Genomic DNA, 19353 nt, shown 5'->3' with positions numbered 1-19353 from the left:
ACGGCGCCGGCCCCCTGCCACGCCGGTCCCTGCCGATCCGTCCCCTGCTGATTCGTCCCCTGCCGCGCCGGTCCCCGCCGATCCGTCCCCCTCCGCCCCGGTCCCTGTCGATCCGGTCTCCGTCGGCTCGACCTGGGGCGGACCAGCCCCGTCGGCAGCCTCGCGCCGCATCGGCTCCTACCTGCGACGGACCGACCTGCGTCGGCTGTTCCGTGCGGGACCGACCTGCGTCGGCGGTTCCGTGTCGGACCGACCTGCGTTGGCCGTCCCGTACGGAACCGGCCGCGTCGGCAGCCTCTCGCCACCCCGGCTCGACCTGCGTCGGCCATCCCGTGCTGGGCTGGTCCCGTCGGCCGTCCCGCGCCGGGCCGTCCGGGCCCCCGCCTACCGCCCGGTCGACCCGGCTCGCCCCACCCGTCCTGATCGCCCCATCCGCCCCGATCGTTCTGCCCGACCCATCCGCCCCACAGCCAGCGTCGTCACGGCTGTGAGGACGCCCGCGCCGAGGGCGATGCCTGTCCAGATGCGGGCGGGTTCGGTGAGGGCGTCGAGGTAGGCGCCGGCCGCTGGGCGGGAGGTCGCGGAGGACGCCGCGGGGAGGGTGTCCAGGGCCAGGGCGCGGGCGATGGCGAGGGCGGCGAAGAGGAGGGAGCAGGTGAGGGCGCAGCCCAGGCCGGTGCCGATCACGGCGCGGCGGCGGGGTGCGGGGGTGAGGAGCAGGCCCAGGGCCAGGCACACGGCCGCGGCCACGGGGAGCCAGAGCCCGGCCAGCCGTACGGCCGCGTACGCGTCGCGGGCCGCGGGCACATCGCGGGCCGGGAGCAGCACGACATCGGTGTCCGCCGCCGGAAGGCGCCCCGGCGGCTGAGCGCCGGGCCCCGACCCGACCCAGTTGCCCGTCAGCTGCGTCCTGACCCGCTCGGCGACGGGCGTGAGGTCCAGCGTCACGTCGGAGGTGACGGGCCCGCTCGCCGACAGGGCGGCCATCAGCGAGGAGTGGGCCGCGCGGTTGGCCGCCTCCCACAGGGGCGGGAAGGCGTCGCCGGTGACGACCTGGCGTACCTGCTGGTCCACGAACGTACGGATGCCGCTCGCGAACTGCTCGCGCAGCAGCGCGCGTTGGCCCTGCGGCACCGCGGACAACAGCGCGTCGAGGTCGATCTGGCGCATCACCGCGTCGTCGATGTCGGCGATGACGGACGCCTGCACGGCGGCGTCACCGGAGAGCGGGGCCACCGCGGCGACGTACCGCTCGGTGTCGGTGAGCTGGGCCCGCGCCCACCCCGCGGCCAGCGCCGCCGGCAGCAGTACGCAGCCCAGCACGAGCAGGACGACGGAGCACACCCACCTCCCGCGCCCGCCCGCTCGCGGCACCGCCCCCCGCTCCCCTTCCGTCTCCGCCTTCGCCTGCTGGTCCGCACCGACCCGTACGGGCGCGCTCGCTGCCATCTCTCCCGCTCCCCTGCCTCTCCTCGTCCGCCCTGCGCCTCTTACGGCCACGTATCAGGCAAGTGCGAGTGGCCGCGGGGCGCGACCGGGGCCGGTGCCAATGGGTGACCGCCGTCGGGGGCGGCCGGTGGCCGCTCGTCAGGGGGCCGGGCAGTCCGCGCCCTTGGCGGCGTTCCGGCGGCGCCGTACGAGGAGCGCGCCGCCGCCCGCCAGGGCCGCCACCCCCGCGGCGCCCAGCGCCCAGCGGCCGCGCACGCCGAGCCAGGGCGTCGCGGACGCGCCCGTGGGGGAGGCGGCGGACAGGTCGCTGCGGTCGTCGAGGTCGCTGTCGCAGACCGCGGGGGTGCGCTTGCCCTCGGGGTAGACGCAGACCGTGCTCGCCGCGCGCAGCGTGCCGGGGGCGGCGGTGCCGGGCCCCGGGTGCGGGCCGAGCACGGCGGAGGAGGTGAACACCTGGTCCCCGTACGCCGTCAGATCGGTGATCCACACGGCCTTGCCGCTCGTGACGACCGCCCCGCCGAACGCCTCCGCCGACGTCGTGGTCTCGGGCATCTGCTGCTCCACCCGCAGCCGCCGCACCGGCCTGCCGCCCTCGTTGCGGACGGTCACGATGTAAGCGAGCCGGTCCCCCGCGGCGGCCCGGCGGGTGTCGTCGGTGAGCGAGACGGAGAGGGCGGGCGGCGGGTCGTCGGGGGCGGCGAGGGCGTACGGGCGCGTGGCGTGCGGGTGGGCGGCGTGCGGGTGGGCGGCGTACGGGGACGTGGGTGCGGCGAGCGCGTACGAGGAGACGGGTGCCGCCGGGGCGTACGAGGACGCGGGCGCGTGCGGGGCGAGGAGGGTGGCGGGCGCGAGGAGCAGCGCGCTGACGACGGCGGTTCGCATACCGCCCATCGCAGCACCGCCCGCCCGCCGCGCCCGGCCCGCCGGACCGCCCGCGCACCGGAGTTCACCCGGGAGCGCCAGCGCTGACGCCGCCTCCGGCACCGTCAGCTGACCACCCGTGCTCCCCGCCCCGCCGTCAGCTGACCACCCTTGCTCCCCCCTTGCTCCCCGCCCCGCCGTCAGTGCTCGTGCGGCCCGGGCCGGTGGACGGGCCCGTGCTTGCCCTCGCAGTGGTCGGCCTCGGCGGTGTCCACGGCTTCCTGAGGCCCCGCTCCTATCCGCAGCACCTCGCCCTCCCGGTTCTGCTCGCCGACGTGGTCGACTTGGAGCGTGGCGTGCGTGATGCCGTACTGGTCGCGCAGCAGCTCCTGAAGGACCCTGCGGACCTTGTGGCAGTCGCCGCCGGGGGCGACCAGGATGTGCGCGGACAGCGCGGGTTCGCCCGAGGTGATCTCCCAGATGTGCAGGTCGTGGACCTCCACGACCTGCTCGCAGGCGGCCAGCTTGTCGCCCACCGCGTCCGGGTCCAGACCGCTGGGCGCGGCCTCCATGAAGATCCGGCCGGAGTCGCGCACCAGCCCCGTACCGGCGCGCACCATCAGCGCCACCACGACGAGCGTGGCGATCGCGTCGGCCCGTGCGAAACCGGTGAGCAGGACCACCAGACCGGAGACGGCGGTGGCGATGAAGCCGAACAGGTCGGTGAGGATGTGCTGGTAGGCGCCCTCGACGTTCAGGCTGGACCGGTTGGCCTTGGAGATGAACCAGGCCGCCAGGACATTGACCACGACACCCGCCAGCGCCGTGACGACCACCAGCCCGCCCTTGACCTCGGGCGGTGAGATCAGCCGGTCGACGGACTCGTACGCCAGCCAGGCGGACAGCAGCAGCAACGTCAGCCCGTTGGCCTGCGCGGAGAGGATCTCGGCGCGCTTGAGCCCGTACGTGTAGCCGCCGCGCGCGGGACGGGCGGCGAGCCGCATCGCCACCAGCGCCAGCACGATCGAGGCGGCGTCGGTGAGCATATGGGCGGCGTCCGAGATCAGCGCGAGGGACTGCGCGAGGACGCCGATGACGACCTCGACCGCCATATAGACGGTGATCAGAATCAGCGCGGCGCGCAGCCACCGCCGGTCGGCATCGGCCGACACCCCGTGCGCGTGCGAGTGCCCGTGCCCGTGCCCGCCGTGAGTGCCATGCGCGTGACCGCCGTGCGTGTGCCCGGAACTCCCCCCGTGGGCGTGCTCGTTCATGGCTCGCTCCTTCCTGGGCCGTCCTGGCTCGTCAGCAGTCCGGGAGGAAGCAAACCGCACTTCGACGAAAGATCCAAAGGCTGCAGCGGTGACCGTTGTCATTCCCATCGAGCGACACAAAGCCCCAGGTCACAGTGGCACCGACCGCATTCGCCGACCGCCCGCCCGCGCGTTCCGGAGTACGCGGCGCACCGAGAACTTCCGTCTGCGCACTGCCGGGCGCCCCTCGCGGCGGGTATACCGGAAGAACGGGAGAAAGCGCCTCTAGAGGGGCGTTCCTTCAGGGCGCCGCAGCAGGCGCCCGTTCGGGAGGGCACATGGAGATCTCGGGCATCATCAGCGCGATCGTCATCGGCATCGTCATCGGCGTCCTGGGCCGCCTCATCGTCCCGGGCCGTCAGCACATCGGCGTCCTGTGGACCATCCTCGTCGGCATCGTCGCGGCCTTCATCGGCACCGCCATCGCCATGGGCCTCGGCGTCGCCGACACCAAAGGCATCGACTGGATCGAACTCCTCATCCAAGTAGCCCTCGCCGCCGCCGGCGTAGCGGCCCTCGACCGCGCCAAATCCCGCAGCCACTGACCCCGACCCGCCCCAAGCCTCCCCGGCCCTGCGTACGCGCATCAACTGCGGCGCAGGGCCGGGTGGTTCATGGCGATGTGCCGGTCAGGCCAGGGCTCTCGGCTGTCGGACCGGTGAGGCCGACTTCTGGACGGTCGGGATGCAGATGGTCCCGCCGACCCCGGGGCGTTTGCCGGGCGCGCCCGCTGTGTGGAGCTCCTGTACGGAGGTCACAGCGCTGCCGGATGCGGATATCCTCTCCTCCGCTGTGGCGGTGGAGGCGTGGGTGATCTGGAGCAACATAAAGAAAACGGAGGCTACGATTCCTGTAGCCGCTTTGCGTGCAGTGTTCGTTTGCAATGTGCACCCATGCTGTCGGTGAAAGATTGGTCAGGCGGAATAGTTATCACGTGCCAGCCTGTCAGGTAAAGTGTCCAGCCGGTAATGATCGCAAAGCGGAAATTTGGGTCCCGGGGACTCAGGATCCGCCCGGCTGACCCTCGCTTCGCTGCCCCCGGAGGGCCTGTAGACCCTCGGCCTCGAGCCGGTCCGCGATTTTCCTTGCCTCAACTTTGTCGAGCAGGATAAAGATATCGAACGCCTGTCGCCATAAGGAGGCCGCGGCGTCGGTACGGCCTTCATGGAGCCGGACGCGGGCCAGGGCGTCTTTCGCCCTCGCCTCCTCCTCGGGGGCTTTGATGCGGCGGGCCACGGCGATGGCCGCATCGAGGTGTTCAGCTGCCGCGTCGAGGTCGTGCAGGGAGGTCTCCGCCTCTCCCAGGCAGCGCAACGCGTGTGCCTCCTCATGGGCGGCGCCGATGCTGCGCGCGAGTTCCAGCGCCCTGCCGTGGTGCTCGGTGGCTTCGGCGGGGCGGTCCAGATCGGCGTGAACCTTACCCAGGCCGATGAGGACATTGACCTCGTTCCGGCGGTCGCCCAGCCGTCGGAAGGTGAAGAGGCACTCCTGATAGATATCCAGTGCCGACGTTATTTCACTGGGGGTTCCAGAGGTAGCCAGAATTCCGGCGAGATTGGCCTGTACCGTGGCCTGGTCGGAAAGGCTCCCAATGGATTTAGCGATGAAGAGAGATTCCTCGAAGGACTGTCGGGCCAGATCGAGCTTGCCCATGTGCAGATGTAAATCTCCGAGATTGTTGATGCACTTTGCTGCGTTTCTCTGGTCGCCCGAAAGCTGGAAGTTGTCGATGGCGTGGAGAAAGTGGCCAAGGGCGCGTTCGTGCTCGCTCAGAAAGAGCAGGGAGATGGCGATGTTGTTCTGGCAGCGGGCGAGGTGCCAGGGGTTTCCCGAGCGCAGATGAATCCGCAGTGACTCCTCGTGAAAGCCGAGGGCCTCCTGGTTACGGCCGAGGTGCCAGTGAAGTACACCCAGTGCGCGCAGCGCCTCGCCTTCCGAGTCGCTGTCCCTGAGAGAGCGGGCCAGGTCCAGTGCGCCCTGGCCGGCGGTCAGGGCCTGGGGGTAGCGGCCGGTGTTGGCGTACGCGGTGCTCAGGTCGAGGAGCGCCAGGCACGCCGCGCGCCGGTTTCCGGCCTGCTGCCAGTGGTCAGCCGCGTGACGGTGCATGCGGACGGAGTCGTTCCAATGGCATTCGGCGTCCAGGAAGCCGGCCAGGACGTGGCTGAGCAGGGCCGCCTCGCCCGGTGCCCCGTAAGTGCGCGCATGGCGTTCGGCGGCGAGCAGGTTGGACCGCTCGATGGTGAACCACTCCTTTGCCTCGGTTGCATTCCGCAGTTGCGGTAACTCCATGTCAGGCGAAGGAAGTTGATCGAAGAGCTGCATGCGCCGGGGATACAGAAGCGAGCTGGCCAGGCCTGCCGCGTGCAGAGAGAAGCGGATCAGACGGCTCAGTGCGGCAGTCCGCTCCGCCTCGCTGTCCTCGGCGAAGGTGAGGGTGCGGGCAAACTCTCCCAGCAAGTCGTGGAAGCGGTAGCGGTTGGGTGCGGGCTCCTGGATCAAGTGGCAGTGGATCAATACCTCCAGCACTTGCTCGGTCTCCGCCACGGGAAGATCTATCAGGGCCGCCGCTCCGTGGGGGCCGAACTCCGTACCCAGATGCAGCGCCAGACGACGGAATACGGACCTCTGTGTGCACGTCAGTGTCTGATAGGACATTTCGAAGGCGCGAGCGACTTCCGAGTAGCCGTCCCGGAATTCCCCGAGTCGCCCGGGTCCGCGGGAGAGCCGTTCACGCAGGGTGGTGAGTGTCCATGAAGGGCGGGCGTTGAAGCGGTTGGCGGCGATCTCGATCGCCAGCGGCAAGTATCCGCAGAGAGCGACGATTTGGGAGATCTCCATCTCGTCCTGGGGGCGGGTCTCACCGGCGAATTTCCTGAACAGTGCGATCGCGTCCGTCGCGGGCAGAACGTCCAGGGCCAGGAAGCGTGCGCCGGGGAGTCCTGCGAGATGGCGACGGCTGGTGACGATGATCAGGGAGGGGGAGGCGTCGGGCAGCAGCGGCCGCACTTGGTCGGCGTCCACCGCGTCGTCCAGGACGATGACGATCTGCTGGCGTGCCAGCACGGTGTGCCACAGGGCGGTGCGCTCCTCGTCCCCAGAGGGAATGGTGCTCGCCGGAACTCCCAGGAGACGCAGCAGAGTTGCCAGCGCGGCCCCCACGTCGAGGGGGTCCTGCGCGCGGTCGTGGGCGCGCAGATTGATGTACAGCTGGCCGTCGGGAAACCGCTCACCCAGTTCGCGTGCGACATTGACGGCCACGGCGGTCTTTCCCACCCCGGCCATCCCCGAGATCGCCTCCAGGGCGACAACGGGAGTCACGCCGGAGGACGCGGTCACGGCCTGCTGCAGCCAGCGCATCTCCGGCAGCCGCCCGACGAGGGAAGGGTGGCGGGGAAGATTTCGCGGCGGGGTCGTGGGCAGGGGCTCCGGGACCTTTGCGGCAGGTGCGCTGCGACCCTCCGGCGGGGGGTGCAGCAGATCATGAACGGGGGCGCGGCGCAGGATGCGCTCATGGAGAAGGTTGAGGTGCTCGCCCGGGTCGGTGCCGAACTGTTCCCGGAGCCTGCGCCGCGCCTCCCGGTGAACGCGTAAGGCGTCGGTGTGGCGCCCGCAGCCGTAACAGGCCACCATGAGATTCCCCAACAGCCTCTCATCGTCGGGGTATTGAGCCACAAGGGCGGACAGTTCGCCGACGAGTTCACCGAAGCGGCCCAGCCTGAGCTCCATCTCGATACGCGACAGCGTGACGGCGAGCCGCTGTTCCGCCAGGCTTCGGCGCATCTGCTCAGGCCACAGCCCGGGCAGTCCGGCCAGGGCCTCGCCGCGCCACAGTGCTTCTGCCTGATGGAGCAGGGCCACCGCGCGCTCGACCTTCCCGCTGTCGGCGAGCGATCGGGACTGTGCGGCGAGCCGCCGGAAGCGGTGCCAGTCGATATGGTCCGGCGACGTCTCCAGCGTGTAGGTGTGCGCATGGTGGGTGATGGCAGGAACGCCCGCTCCGTTGCCTGCGGTACGTACAGCCTTGCGGATGCGTGAGACGTAGCTGTGTATCGATTCCCGTGCCTTGCCCGGGGGGTCGTCCCAGAGGCGGTCGACGAGGGTGTCCAGTGCGATGGGCCGACCCACCGACAGCGCCAGCGAGGCGAGAATGCATCGCTCCTTGTCCGAGCCGAGGCCGACCCGGAGTTCTTGCGAACCGAGGCTTATGGGGCCGAGGACGTGGATGTCCACCAGCGCCTCCCTTCGCCGGCGCAGCTCGTCAATGCGGTGAGCATGACAGCGGATGCGGGCAGTGGCCAGGGGGTATTGGGGAAGGAAGTCGCATCCCGAACGGTTGGCCGATTCTGGGCCGTGTTCCCGGACGCACGTCTCTGCCCGGCCACGGATGGGTAGTGGTGACTTGATCCATCTCTGTACGCACGACGTATCTGTGACGTATCGCTACGGGTCCGGTGGCCGACCCGTACAGGGTGATGGGACGGGGCGGCGGATGCATCGGGATGTCAACGCCATCGGTGGTTCTGCCCGGATCAATGGGCCCGCCATCCAGGCGCAAGAGGTCTCCGGCGGCATCCACATCCGTACCGGGGAGGGCATACCGCTGCCCGTTCCACGTCAACTCCTGCCTGTTCACCCTTACTTCACCGACCGTGCCGCGGATCTGTCGGCTCTGCGGGGCCTCTTCGCGCAGCGCCCCGAAGACTCCGCTCCGGTGATCGTCGTCAGCGGCTCCGCAGGCATCGGCAAGACGGCACTGGTGTCCCGGTGGCTGGGCGCCATGGAAAGCTCCTTTCCGGATGGCCAGTTGTACGCAGACCTTCGCGCGCATGCTCCGGAGGGCCCTGCCGCACCGGGAGAGATACTCGGCCAATTTCTGCGGGCGCTGGGCGTCACGTCGGTGCCCGACGAATTGGCGGAGCAGGCGGCGCTGTGGCGTTCGCTCACCGCCGGACGGCGCGTGGCCGTCATGCTCGACAACGCCTTCTCGGCAGCTCAGACCCGTCCGTTGGTGCCGGGAGGCCCGCACAGCCTTGTGGTTGCCACCAGCCGGTACCGGCTCACCGGTCTGCACACCGACGGCGCGCTCTACCATCAGCTCGGCCTGCTGGAGCCGTCCGCAGCCGAAGAGCTCCTCTCCCGGGGGGTGGGAACGGACCGGGTCCGCAGCGAGGCCACCGCCGCACGGGAGGTGGTCACACTCTGCGCGGGACTCCCGCTGGCGGTGTGTCTCGCCTCGGCGCGGCTGGCCTCGCGTCCCCGGCAGCCTGTGCAGGTGATGGCTGATGCGCTGGCGCGGGAGCAGCGGCGGCTGGCGGTCCTGTCGATAGAGGGGGAAGCGGCGGTGCGCAACGTACTCGACGAGTCCTATGCAGTGCTGTCCGAGGGCGCCGCCCGGTTGTACCGGCGCCTGGGCCTGCTGCCGGTCCGCGTCTTCGAGGCCCGGATCGCGGCCGTGGCGTGCGAGGTCCCGCTGGAGGAGGCCGAACAGCTCGTGGACGCGCTGGTCGAAGCCAACCTGATTGAGGACATCGGCCCGGATGCGTACCGCTTCCACGATCTCGTACGGCTCCATGCACGGGAGCGAGGTGGCGAAGGGGAGGACACAGTGGGCCGCAGAGAAACGCTTCAGGGCTTTTGCACATGGTCCCTGGCCACGGCAGCAGAGGCACAACGACTTCTGTCACCCCTACAGTTCACGCTGCCCAAACCCCATGGCCTCCCTCCCGGAATCCCGCGTACGTTCCACGGCGAGACGGACGCCCTCGACTGGCTGGACGGGCACCGTTCGGACCTGATGTCCGCAGTGCGCATCGCCCACGAGAACCAGTGGAACGACACTGCCTGGCAGCTCGTGGACGCCCTCTGGCCGTTGTTCCACCGGCTGCGCTACTACGAGCTGTGGATCGAGGCGCATGAGCTGGGCCTGGAAGCAGCACAGCGGGCCGGGAACGCAACGGCGGAACGCCAGATGCTCAACTCCGGCGCCATCGGGCTGAGTGCCGCCGGGCGCAGCGACGATGCCATCGACTGGTACACCGCATCGCTGAGGGCCGCACGGGCGGCAGGGGACACCCGAGACGAGGGGCAGGCACTGCACGGTATCGGCCTGGCGCACCGTGAGGCAGGCCGTTTCCAGCACGCCAAACCCTTGCTGCACGAGGCCATCGAGGTCTGGAAGCGGGCCGCATATCGCCGGGGTACCGCCCTGTCGCGGATCATTCTGGGGGAGATCGCTCTGGCGGAAGGAGACCAGACTCAGGCCGTGGAACAGCTCTCCCTTGCCCATGAGACGCTCACCGCCGTCGACGATTCCTACGACGCTGCGCGGGCCCTGTCCTTCCTCGGCCGGGCCCACGCAGCAGCAGGCGACCCGGCGAGGGGCACGGACCAGCTCCGCACCGCGCTCACCGTGTTCGAGTCCGCTGGTGCCACCCACTGGCAGGCCCGAACCTGGGAAATGCTGGCGGAGTGTGCCCGGGACGCCGGGGACACGGCCTCTGCACGTGACGGCTATCAGCGCTCCCGGAGCCTGTACGCACTCCAGAGCCCGCGCGATGCGCGGCGGTTGGGGGATCTGCTCGACAGGTTGGACGACCGGGCAGATCCCCAGGCGTAGCGGCAGCACCCGCGGACTCACAGGAAGCTGATCGCCCACAGATCCCGTACGGCGTGCCCCGCCGCGAGCAGACCGTACAGACACGAGGCCGTCAGCGAGCACTCGAACCGCGTCAGCGCTCTGGCCTCCAGGCCATGCCGGGGAACGCTGTACAGATCGCACCGTCCCGCGGTGCGCTCCGCCACGACCCAGCGGCCGTCGTCGGCCGGCAGGGCGACGAGCCTGCTGCCGCTGTGCCGGGCGAGCACTCCCTCCACCCAGTCACACGCCTCCTGGTACGGCGACCTATTGCTGCCGTGCAGCACATCCGCGCACGTCAGCCAGCGCTCCTCGGCACAGAGCTGGGCGTCCACGGCGAAATGCTCGCCGCCCGACGGGACCACGGCCTGCTGTGTCAGCCCCGCGGCGGACACCACGGCGTACCGACCCTCCAGGCCATCGGCGAGCAGGGTGAGGGACGGCGCCGATCCGGATGGCTGAGATGACAGGCCGCAGGACGGCCACGCCTCCGCAGGCCCCGGGCGCGGGATCACCCACACGCTGCGCATGCCCTGACGCATCCAGCGCGGCGTCGTCACGCCGATGCCCCCGCGCTCGCGTCCCAGCTTGCCCGGGCCCACGACCGCAGCGGAGGCGGCACCGGAAGCTGCCGGGTGACGGCCGGGTGCGCGGGCTGCCCCAGCCCCAGGGTGCGGTAGAGCAGCCGCCGCATGTTCCGACTGAACCGTCCGGGCTCGGAGGTGATGCGCGCGGCGATGGCGGCGTACTCCTCGCCCCGGTACTCGGCGGCTGCGTACCGCAGCTGGTTCATGAGCGGGTGCGTGGGGGACAGCGCGGGCGCCGTGACCGCGAGAGCGGCGGCCGGCGAGGCGGGGTTGATCTCCTGCTCCGGCGACGCCGCCAAGAGGATCGGCGCCTTGGTCAGCGTTCCGTACAAGGTGACCGAGCCGTGATCGCCGATGATCCAGTCGGCCGCGACCAGTACGGGCCGCCAGTCTGCCTCCGGAGGAACCACCGCGATGTCGTGCTGCGCGCACTGCGCCAGCCAGGACCGTATCTGCCACGCGCCGTGCCCCGACCACACATTGGGGTGGACCAGCACGGCGATGCGGTGGTTCGGGTCCGGCACTTCGCTCAGCAGCCGCGGCAGCAGCGCCTCGATGGACCCGAAGGAGGATCGGGGGCCCCAGGTCGACACGACGGCTAGGAGTTTCTGTCCCCTGCGGAGTCCCAGGGCACGCCGATAGCTGTTGCGCAGGGGCAGGCTGGCCGCCATCCGGTCGTGCACAGGATCGCCCACAACAGTTGCCATGGGCAGGGCTTCTGGGCACGACCGCGCCAGATCGGCGAGGTTGTCGCGGTGCGGAAGGACGACGGCGGCGGGCAGCCTACGGCCGCCGGGCACGATGTCCTGGCGGGCCAGTCCCGCCACCCGCAGGCCGCCCGGCCCGGCCACCAGCTTGAGGTAGTTGGCACCGTGCGGCAGCGTGATAACCGGAGCGTCGATCTCCCCCATGCCCCGCGGCCCCGCGGCCAGCGCCAGATCGAACTTCATGCGCGCTGCGACGTCCCACGGCAGTGTGATGCTGCCCAGCTCGCGCAGTTGCTGAGTTACGCCGTCGCCCAGCTCATGGGGCGGCGCGGTGAAGACGACCTGCACCCGCAGGTCCGACTCCAGCAGTGAGAACACCTCGCGCAGCCGCTTCCCGTAGGTCACGGTGTGCACGACGACCAGCACCTTTTTGCGCCCGGTGAGTGTCAGCCACTCGCGTAAGTGGTCCTGCCGGTGTCCTTCGAACGCGCTCAATGTCGCCATTGCATCCCCCAGGTCTGTTTGGTCCTGTCCGCGACCGCCGGTCGTGGGAGTCGGCTACGGGACACCTGCGGCCCGGCGGTCGCGCAAGGGAAGTGATGCTCCCGCGACTGGACGAAAGGCTTGACCCACCCTTGGAGAATCCTTGCGACGCACTTGGGGAAGCGCCTATGCGCTTGAAGTCGCCGACGGGGCAGGGGACTTGGCGGGGTGTGGGCGCAGGGTGTGTGCTGTGCAGGCTGCGGCGGTGCAGAGGGCTATGGGGAGGAAGAAGGTGAGGTTGAGGGGGAGGGTGTGGGTGAGGGGGCCGATGGCGGCGGGGCCGGCGAGCATGCCGAGGTAGCCGAGGCCGGCCACGCGTGAGACGTAGGTGCCGGAGGAGTCCTGGGCGGCGTGGCCGGCGGCGCTGAAGAACTGGGGGACGCAGCCGGAGAGGCCGATGCCGAAGAGAGTCCAGCCGGCGAGGGCCAGCGGGATCCAGGGGGAGAGGGCGGTGGCCGTCAGGCCGAGGGCGGCCAGTGCGGTGCCGTAGCGGACCAGGCGGACGGGGCCCACGCGGGCGACGACGCGGTCGGTGGCCAGGCGGCCCACCGTCATGGCCGTGGAGAACGCGCCGTAGGCCAGCGCCGCGGTGGCGGCCGGGGCGTCCAGGACGTCGCGCAGGTGCAGCGCGCTCCAGTCGTTCGCCACGCCCTCGCACAGCATCAGGGCGCAGGCGAGGGCGGCAAGTGCCCATATTCGGGAGGGAGTTCGGCGGGAGGGTGAGGGTTGAGTGGTGGGCGGGGGAGGGGTGGGGCGGCGGAGCAGGGGGCGGGTGGCGAGGAGGGTTGTCAGTACGCCGAGTGCGGCCACGCAGGTGAGGGTGAAGGGGACGCTCCAGCCCCAGCTCAGGGTGCGGGCGCCGGCCAGCGCCGCCAGGACGCCGCCGGCGGAGAAGACGGCGTGGAAGGCGGACATGACCGGGCGGCCGTAGCGGTGCTCGACCTGTACGGCGTGGGTGTTCATGGCCACGTCCAGACAGCCGTTGCCGAAGCCCAGCACCAGCAGCGCGCCCGCCAGCGTCCAGGGCCCGTCGGTCAGCGCGGGCAGGACGACGGCGGCGCTGCACAGCACCGCCCCCGCCGGGACGACCCGCCGCGCCCCGAGCCGGTCGGTCAGCGGCCCGCACAGCTGCATGCCGGCGAACGCGCCGCCGCCGAGGAGGAGCAGCAGCCAGCCGAGCACCGCGTGGCTGACGTCGGCCCGCTGCTCGACGGCGGGGATGTGCACGATCCACATCCCCATGACGAATCCGTTGAGGGCGAAGAAGGCGAAGGTGGCGAGGCGGGCGGCGCGCGGGGGAGGGGCGGGAGGGGCGGGAGGGGGAACGGGGTGCGAGGGGTGAGTGGTCACGGGGGAGGAGGTTAGTGAACATGAATGGTGTTCGCTAGATTGATTTTCGAACGTTGGGCGTGTTCGATGTGGGTATGTCGATGAAGCCGATGAAGCCGATGAAGCCGATGAAGGTGAACGCGGACCGCTTCGCGGTGATCACTGACGCGCTCCGGGAGAGCGAGCGGCTGAGCGTGGCGGAGCTGGCCGCGCTCACCGGCGCCTCGGAGATGACGATCCGGCGCGACCTGGAGCAGCTGGCCGGGCAGGGCGTGCTGGAGCGCTACCGCGGCGGCGCGCGCAGCCTCGTACTGCGGGGCGAGGAGCCGCCGTTCGGGCTGCGGGTGCGCGAGGGCGTACGCGCCAAGGAGCGGATCGCGGCCGAGGTCGCCGCCCTGATCGCGGACGGCGAATCGGTCGTCGTCGACGGCGGTACGACCTGCCTGGAGGTCGCCAAGGCGCTCAGGGAACGGCAGTTGACCGTCATGCCGCTGTCCCTGCACGCCGCCAACGCGCTGGTCGGCGGGCCCTCGCTGAAGCTGCTGCTGCCCGGCGGTGAGCCCCGGCCCGGCGAGCTGTCCGTCACCGGCCCGCTCGCCGAGGCCTCGCTGGGCGCCCTGCGCTTCGACACCGCGGTGATCGGCTGCTGCGGGCTGGTCCCCGAACAGGGCCTGACCGCCTACGACTTGGCGGACGCGGCGATCAAGAGGGCGGCGATGGCGGTGTCCCGGCGGGTGATCGCGGTGGCGGACGCGGCGAAGTTCGACCGTGCGGCGCTGGCCTTCGTCGCGCCGGTCACCGCGCTGGACGTGGTGGTGACGGACGAGTCCGCGCCCGACACCGCTCTTGAGGCCCTGGACGCGGCCGGGGTGCCGGTGCGCCGGGCCTGAGCCGACCTCGGATGGGGACGGCATGACCGAGCTCCGCGGTGACCGGGCCCGTCCGCATCGTCGCGGTGCGGTCCCGGACCGCGACGCCCTACGCCGCTGCCGTACGTCCTACGCCGCTGCCGTACGCACTACGCCGCCGCCGTACACCCTGCGGCCGCCACCGGATGCAGGCTCGCGTACTTCAGTGGCGCGGACGGGTCGATCGACACCTCCAGCGGCGCGGGCTCGGCGCCCGCGCGTACCAGCAGGTCGCCCACTGCCGCGATCATCGCCCCGTTGTCCGTGCACAGCCGCAGCGGCGGCACCCGCAGCTCGATCCCGGCGGCCGCGCACCGCTCCTGCGCCAGCGCCCGCACCCGCGAGTTGGCGGCCACCCCGCCCACCACGACCAGCGTCCGCACCCCGTGTTCCCGGCACGCCGCGACGGCCTTGCGGGTCAGTACGTCGGCCACCGCCTCCTGGAGCGAGGCCGCGCCGTCGGCGAGCGGCAGCGGCGTACCGGCCTGGCGGTGCTTCTCCGCCCACCGCGCCGCCGCCGTCTTCAGGCCCGAGAAGGAGAAGGAGTACGCGTGCGGGCCGCCGCTGAGCGGGCGCGGGAAGGGCACCGCGCGCGGATCCCCCTCGCGCGCCGTGCGGTCGATGGCGGGTCCGCCCGGATACGGCAGCCCGAAGACCCGGGCGACCTTGTCGAAGCACTCGCCCGCCGCGTCGTCCAGGGTGTCGCCGAGGTGGACGATCGGGTCCCGGGCCAGGTCGCGTACGAGCAGCAGGGAGGTGTGGCCGCCGGAGACGATGAGCACCACGCAGGGGTCGGGCAGCGGGCCGTGCTCCAGGGTGTCGGCCGCGACGTGCCCGGCGAGGTGGTGGACCCCGTACAGCGGTACGCCCAGCGCGTACGCCAGGCCCTTCGCGCCCGCCAGCCCCACCTGGAGCGCGCCCGACAGGCCGGGCCCGGTCGTCACCGCGACCGCGCCGATGTCGCGCATGCCGAGGTCCGCGTCCTGAAGTGCCCGCCGGACCACGGGCGCGAGCGCATGCACATGGGCGCGGGCCGCGATCTCGGGCACCACGCCGCCGAAGCGCGCGTGCTCGTCCATGCTCGACGCCAGCGCCTGGCCGAGCAGCCGGCCGTCCTGGACCAGCGCCGCGCCCGTCTCGTCGCAGGACGACTCGATCCCCAGCACCACCGGTGATCCCACCGCCGCACCGACCTTTCCGCTCAGTTCCGCCGATTCGCCGATTGGCCGATTCCGCCAGTTCCGCCGGCTCCGGCGAGTCTTTCTGCCTAGCTTCTGCAATTGCAATCTATATGCAATAAGGGGGGGGGTGGGGTTCCCGCCCGCCGGTGCCCCGGCGCCGGAAAGTAGAGTGCGGCGACCACCCGATCGACTTCGCAGCACCCACCCCACCGCACCGATCCGCAGCTCCGACCCCGCCCGATTCACAGCTCCGACCCCGCCCCGATCCGCAGCTCCGACCCCGCACCGAGGTACCCGGCAGTGACCCCCGCCCCGCCCGCCGCCATCAGCGTTGTCGGCATCGGAGCCGACGGCTGGCCCGGACTGCCCGCCGCCTCCCAGGAAGCGCTGCGCCGCGCCGCCGTCCTGATCGGCGGCCCGCGCCAGCTCGCGCTGCTGCCCGCCGAGTGCACGGGCGAGCGCGTGCCGTGGCCCAGCCCGCTGCGCCCCGCGGTGCCCGGCCTGCTCGCCGCGCACGCCGGGCGCGAGATCGCCGTACTGGCCAGCGGGGACCCCATGTTCTACGGGATCGGGCGCACCCTGACCGAGACCCTCGGCGGACCCGGGGCGCTGCGCGTGCTGCCGCACCCCTCCTCCGTCTCCTACGCCTGCGCCCGCCTGGGCTGGCCGCTGGAGGACACCGAGGTCATCACCCTCGTCGGCCGCCCGACCGCGGGCCTGGCCGCGGCCCTGCACCACGGCCGCCGCCTGCTGGTGCTCTCCGCCGGGGCCGCCACCCCCGCCGAGGCCGCCGCCCTGCTGCGCGAGCGAGGTTTCGGCCCGAGCCGGCTGCGCGTACTGGAACAGCTCGGCGGCGAGCAGGAGCGCACCCTTGAGGGCACCGCCGACCACTGGCCGCACCCGCCCGGCGACGCGCTCAACGTCATCGCCGTCGAGTGCGCCCGCGAGCCCGGCGCGCTGCGGCTGTCCGCCGTACCGGGGCTGCCGGATGCCGCGTATGAGCACGACGGCCAGCTCACCAAGCGGCACATCCGCGCCGCCACGCTGGGCGCGCTGGCGCCCGCGCCCGGCGAACTGCTGTGGGACATCGGCGGCGGCTCGGGCTCGATCGCCATCGAGTGGATGCGTACGCACCGCACCTGCCGCGCCGTCACCGTCGAGCGCGATCCGGTACGCGCCGAGCGCATCGCCCGCAACGCGGCGGCGCTGGGCGTCCCCGCACTGCGCGTGGTCACCGGCCCCGCACCGGCGTCGCTGGACCGACTGCCCACCCCCGACGCGGTGTTCATCGGCGGCGGCCTGACCGCGCCCGGCCTGCTGGACGCCTGCTGGGCGGCGCTGCCGGAGGGCGGGCGGCTGGTCGCCAACACGGTGACCCTGGAGTCCGAGGCGCTGCTGGCCGACCACTACCGCAGGTACGGCGGCGAACTGGTGAAGCTGGCCGTGGCCCACGCCGTGCCGGTGGGGGGCTTCACGGGGTGGCGCCAGGCGATGCCCGTCACCCAGTGGTCCGTGGTGAAGTCCAAGACAGGAGAAGCGAGTTGACCGTCTACTTCATCGGTGCCGGGCCCGGCGCCGCCGACCTGATCACGCTGCGGGGCGCGCGCCGGCTCGCCGCGTGCGGGGTCTGTCTGTACGCGGGCAGCCTCGTGCCGCGCGAACTGCTCGCCGAGTGCCCGCCGGACGCCCGCCTGATCGACACCGCGGACCTGAACCTCGACCAGATCACCGCGGAGCTCGTGCGGGCGCACGAGGACGGCCAGGACGTGGCCCGCCTGCACTCCGGCGACCCGTCCGTCTTCAGCGCCGTCGCCGAGCAGATGCGGCGCCTGGACGCGGCGGGCGTGCCGTACGAGATCGTCCCCGGCGTGCCCGCCTTCGCCGCTGCGGCGGCCGCCCTCAAGCGCGAACTGACCGTGCCGACGGTCGGCCAGACCGTCATCCTCACCCGCATCGCGCAGCAGGCCACCCCCATGCCGCCGGGCGAGGACCTGGCCACGCTCGGCCGCAGCGGTGCCCTGCTGGTCCTGCACCTCGCCGCGCGCTACGCGGACCGCGTCGTGGCCGAACTGACCCCCCACTACGGCGCGGACTGCCCCGCCGCCGTCGTCGCCATGGCCAGCCGCCCCGACGAACTCGTCCTGCGCGGCACCCTCGCCGACATCGCGGACCGGATGAAGGAAGCCGCCATCACCCGCACCGCCGTCATCATCGTCGGCCGCACTCTGACCGCCTCCCAGTTCCGCGACAGCCACCTGTACTCCACCGACCGCGCACGCCCGCACGACCCGTGCGACGCAAACCCCACCACCTGACGGACACCGGGCCCCACAAGGCGCGCGGGGCGCCGCCGCTGTACGGTGCCTCCCCGCGCGGACGCGACCGGCCCTCGTCGGCCTGGGGTTTTCTGACCGCGTGGGCATGGCAAGCCCTTCGTCGGCCTGCGGCTTCCCGACCGCGTTTCCGGTTCGCCGCGTAGGCGCGACCGGTCCCACTGGTCTGGGGTTTCCCGACCGCGTTGCCAGTCCGCCGCGTAGGCGCGACCGGTCCCACCGGCCTGGGGTTTCCTGACCGCGTTTGCCGCCCGCCGCGTGGGTACGGCCAGCTCCCCACCGGCCTGCGGCTTCCCGGTCACGCCTCCAGCCCGCCGGCGGAAGTCACCGGTGGGCGGTACGGGAAGGCGGCCGCGGCCCGTACCGTCCCACCACCGTCCCCGCGCGGTCGATGCAGACGATGTCGACCGCGACCGGTGCGCCGCGCAGGACGGACAGCGCCTCTTCGCAGGCCGCCGCCGCGACCAGGTCGCCCAGCGGCACCCCCGCCGCCGCGCACAACTGCAGTGCTGCCAGGCCCGTGTTGGCCTCCGCCACCTGCGCCGCCAGTTGCTCCGACGCGCCGCCCCGCCGCGCCAGTTCGGCCAGGAAACCCTTGTCCACCTGGGAGCGGGCGGAGTGCAGATCCAGATGCCCGGCCGCCAGCTTGGACAGCTTGGCGAAGCCGCCGCAGATGGTGAGCCGGTCCACGGGGTGGCGGCGGATGTACTTCAGTACGGCCCCGGCGAAGTCGCCCATGTCCAGCAGGGCGTCTTCGGGCAGGCCGTGCACGGCGACCGCCACCTTCTCCGAGGTCGAGCCCGTGCACCCGGCCACATGCCGGCGGCCCGCCGCCCGCGCCACGTCCACCCCGCGCCGGATGGAGTCGATCCAGGCCGAGCAGGAGTAGGGGACCACGATGCCGGTGGTGCCCAGGATGGACAGGCCGCCCAGGATGCCCAGGCGTGGGTTCCACGTGCTGCGGGCGATCTCCTCGCCGTGGTCGACGGAGAGGGTGATCTCCACATCCCCGCTGCCGCCGTGCCGGGCCGCGACCTCGGCGATGTGGTCGCGCATCATCTGGCGCGGTACGGGATTGACGGCCGGCTCGCCCACCTCCAGCGGCAGCCCGGGCCGGGTGACCGTGCCCACGCCGGGGCCCGCCCGGAAGACGACGCCACGGCCCGGCGGCAACCGCCGTACCGTCGAGCGGATCAGCGCGCCGTGCGTGACGTCCGGATCGTCCCCCGCGTCCTTGACGACCCCCGCCATCGCGGAGGCGCCGCCCCCGGCATCGGCGGTCAGTTCCTCGGCCGCCAGCGCGAACGACGGCGTCTGGCCCTTGGGCAGCGTGATCGTCACCGGGTCCGGGAACTCGCCGGTCAGCAGCGCGGCGTACGCGGCCGTGGTGGCCGCCGTCGCACACGCCCCGGTCGTCCACCCCGGCCGCAGCCCGGTGTGCTGCAGCTGCGCGCCACGGGCGCCGGTAATCTTCGTCTTCGCGTCAGCCATGGACCGGACCGGGAGAG

14 protein-coding genes are annotated in these 19353 nt (G+C 71.9%); 5 read left to right on the top strand and 9 right to left on the bottom strand.

Translation table 11 applies throughout. The features are described from left to right. Positions 1-384 precede the first annotated feature (384 nt). The 3 genes from AC4IJH_RS07440 to AC4IJH_RS07430 all read right to left on the bottom strand — a co-directional run bounded on the left by AC4IJH_RS07440 (position 385) and on the right by AC4IJH_RS07430 (position 3584). Entirely contained in the window at positions 385-1449 is a 1065-nt protein-coding gene (locus AC4IJH_RS07440) for a hypothetical protein (protein ID WP_490850738.1), read from the bottom strand. 138 nt (positions 1450-1587) lie between these two features. After that, positions 1588-2331, bottom strand: a complete 744-nt coding sequence (locus AC4IJH_RS07435; protein ID WP_490850737.1) for a hypothetical protein — start codon at positions 2329-2331, stop codon at positions 1588-1590. 179 nt (positions 2332-2510) lie between these two features. Continuing rightward, entirely contained in the window at positions 2511-3584 is a 1074-nt protein-coding gene (locus tag AC4IJH_RS07430) for a cation diffusion facilitator family transporter (protein WP_490850736.1), read from the bottom strand. A gap of 317 nt (positions 3585-3901) precedes the next feature. On the opposite strand from AC4IJH_RS07430, the gene AC4IJH_RS07425 reads away from it, so the two are divergent. Continuing rightward, on the top strand, positions 3902-4168 hold the full coding sequence (locus AC4IJH_RS07425) for a GlsB/YeaQ/YmgE family stress response membrane protein (protein WP_490850735.1): 267 nt from the start codon (positions 3902-3904) through the stop codon (positions 4166-4168). Positions 4169-4625: 457 nt separating this feature from the next. On the opposite strand, the gene AC4IJH_RS07420 is transcribed toward AC4IJH_RS07425, so the two are convergent. After that, entirely contained in the window at positions 4626-7853 is a 3228-nt protein-coding gene (locus AC4IJH_RS07420) for an AfsR/SARP family transcriptional regulator (protein ID WP_490850734.1), read from the bottom strand. 259 nt (positions 7854-8112) lie between these two features. Here AC4IJH_RS07420 and AC4IJH_RS07415 point away from each other — a divergent pair, with 259 nt between their 5' ends. Continuing rightward, positions 8113-10239 carry a tetratricopeptide repeat protein gene (locus tag AC4IJH_RS07415; protein WP_490850733.1) on the top strand — a complete coding sequence of 709 codons (2127 nt, stop codon included), beginning with the start codon at positions 8113-8115 and terminating at the stop codon, positions 10237-10239. A gap of 17 nt (positions 10240-10256) precedes the next feature. On the opposite strand, the gene AC4IJH_RS07410 is transcribed toward AC4IJH_RS07415, so the two are convergent. The 3 genes from AC4IJH_RS07410 to AC4IJH_RS07400 form a co-directional block, all read right to left on the bottom strand. After that, the gene (locus AC4IJH_RS07410) at positions 10257-10859 is read right to left on the bottom strand and encodes a hypothetical protein (RefSeq protein ID WP_490850732.1); all 603 of its coding nucleotides are present in this window, start codon (positions 10857-10859) and stop codon (positions 10257-10259) included. After that, positions 10814-12046, bottom strand: a complete 1233-nt coding sequence (locus AC4IJH_RS07405; RefSeq protein WP_490850731.1) for a hypothetical protein — start codon at positions 12044-12046, stop codon at positions 10814-10816. The genes AC4IJH_RS07410 and AC4IJH_RS07405 overlap by 46 nt, the downstream gene beginning before the upstream one ends. Positions 12047-12220: 174 nt before the next feature. Continuing rightward, the gene (locus AC4IJH_RS07400; protein WP_490850795.1) at positions 12221-13330 is read right to left on the bottom strand and encodes an MFS transporter; all 1110 of its coding nucleotides are present in this window, start codon (positions 13328-13330) and stop codon (positions 12221-12223) included. 188 nt (positions 13331-13518) lie between these two features. Here AC4IJH_RS07400 and AC4IJH_RS07395 point away from each other — a divergent pair, with 188 nt between their 5' ends. After that, positions 13519-14313 (top strand): DeoR/GlpR family DNA-binding transcription regulator, encoded by a 795-nt coding sequence (locus tag AC4IJH_RS07395; RefSeq protein WP_490850730.1) that lies wholly within the window; start codon positions 13519-13521, stop codon positions 14311-14313. Between the two features lie 128 nt (positions 14314-14441). Here AC4IJH_RS07395 and tsaD read toward each other — a convergent pair whose 3' ends face one another. After that, on the bottom strand, positions 14442-15512 hold the full coding sequence (gene tsaD, locus AC4IJH_RS07390; protein WP_490850729.1) for a tRNA (adenosine(37)-N6)-threonylcarbamoyltransferase complex transferase subunit TsaD: 1071 nt from the start codon (positions 15510-15512) through the stop codon (positions 14442-14444). A gap of 300 nt (positions 15513-15812) precedes the next feature. Here tsaD and cbiE point away from each other — a divergent pair, with 300 nt between their 5' ends. Continuing rightward, complete coding sequence (gene cbiE / locus AC4IJH_RS07385) at positions 15813-17057, top strand: precorrin-6y C5,15-methyltransferase (decarboxylating) subunit CbiE (RefSeq protein ID WP_490850728.1); 1245 nt, start codon at positions 15813-15815, stop codon at positions 17055-17057. Continuing rightward, on the top strand, positions 17054-17827 hold the full coding sequence (gene cobM / locus AC4IJH_RS07380) for a precorrin-4 C(11)-methyltransferase (RefSeq protein WP_490850727.1): 774 nt from the start codon (positions 17054-17056) through the stop codon (positions 17825-17827). Before cbiE ends, cobM begins: the two co-directional genes overlap by 4 nt. A gap of 342 nt (positions 17828-18169) precedes the next feature. On the opposite strand, the gene AC4IJH_RS07375 is transcribed toward cobM, so the two are convergent. Continuing rightward, the gene (locus AC4IJH_RS07375; protein ID WP_490850726.1) at positions 18170-19336 is read right to left on the bottom strand and encodes a cobalt-precorrin-5B (C(1))-methyltransferase; all 1167 of its coding nucleotides are present in this window, start codon (positions 19334-19336) and stop codon (positions 18170-18172) included. Positions 19337-19353: the final 17 nt, after the last annotated feature.

The sequence above is a fragment of the Streptomyces sp. UF-297 genome, assembly GCF_058245575.1.
Note: the sequence above shows the minus strand (reverse complement) of the source record. Positions and strands in the feature narration are given on the sequence as shown.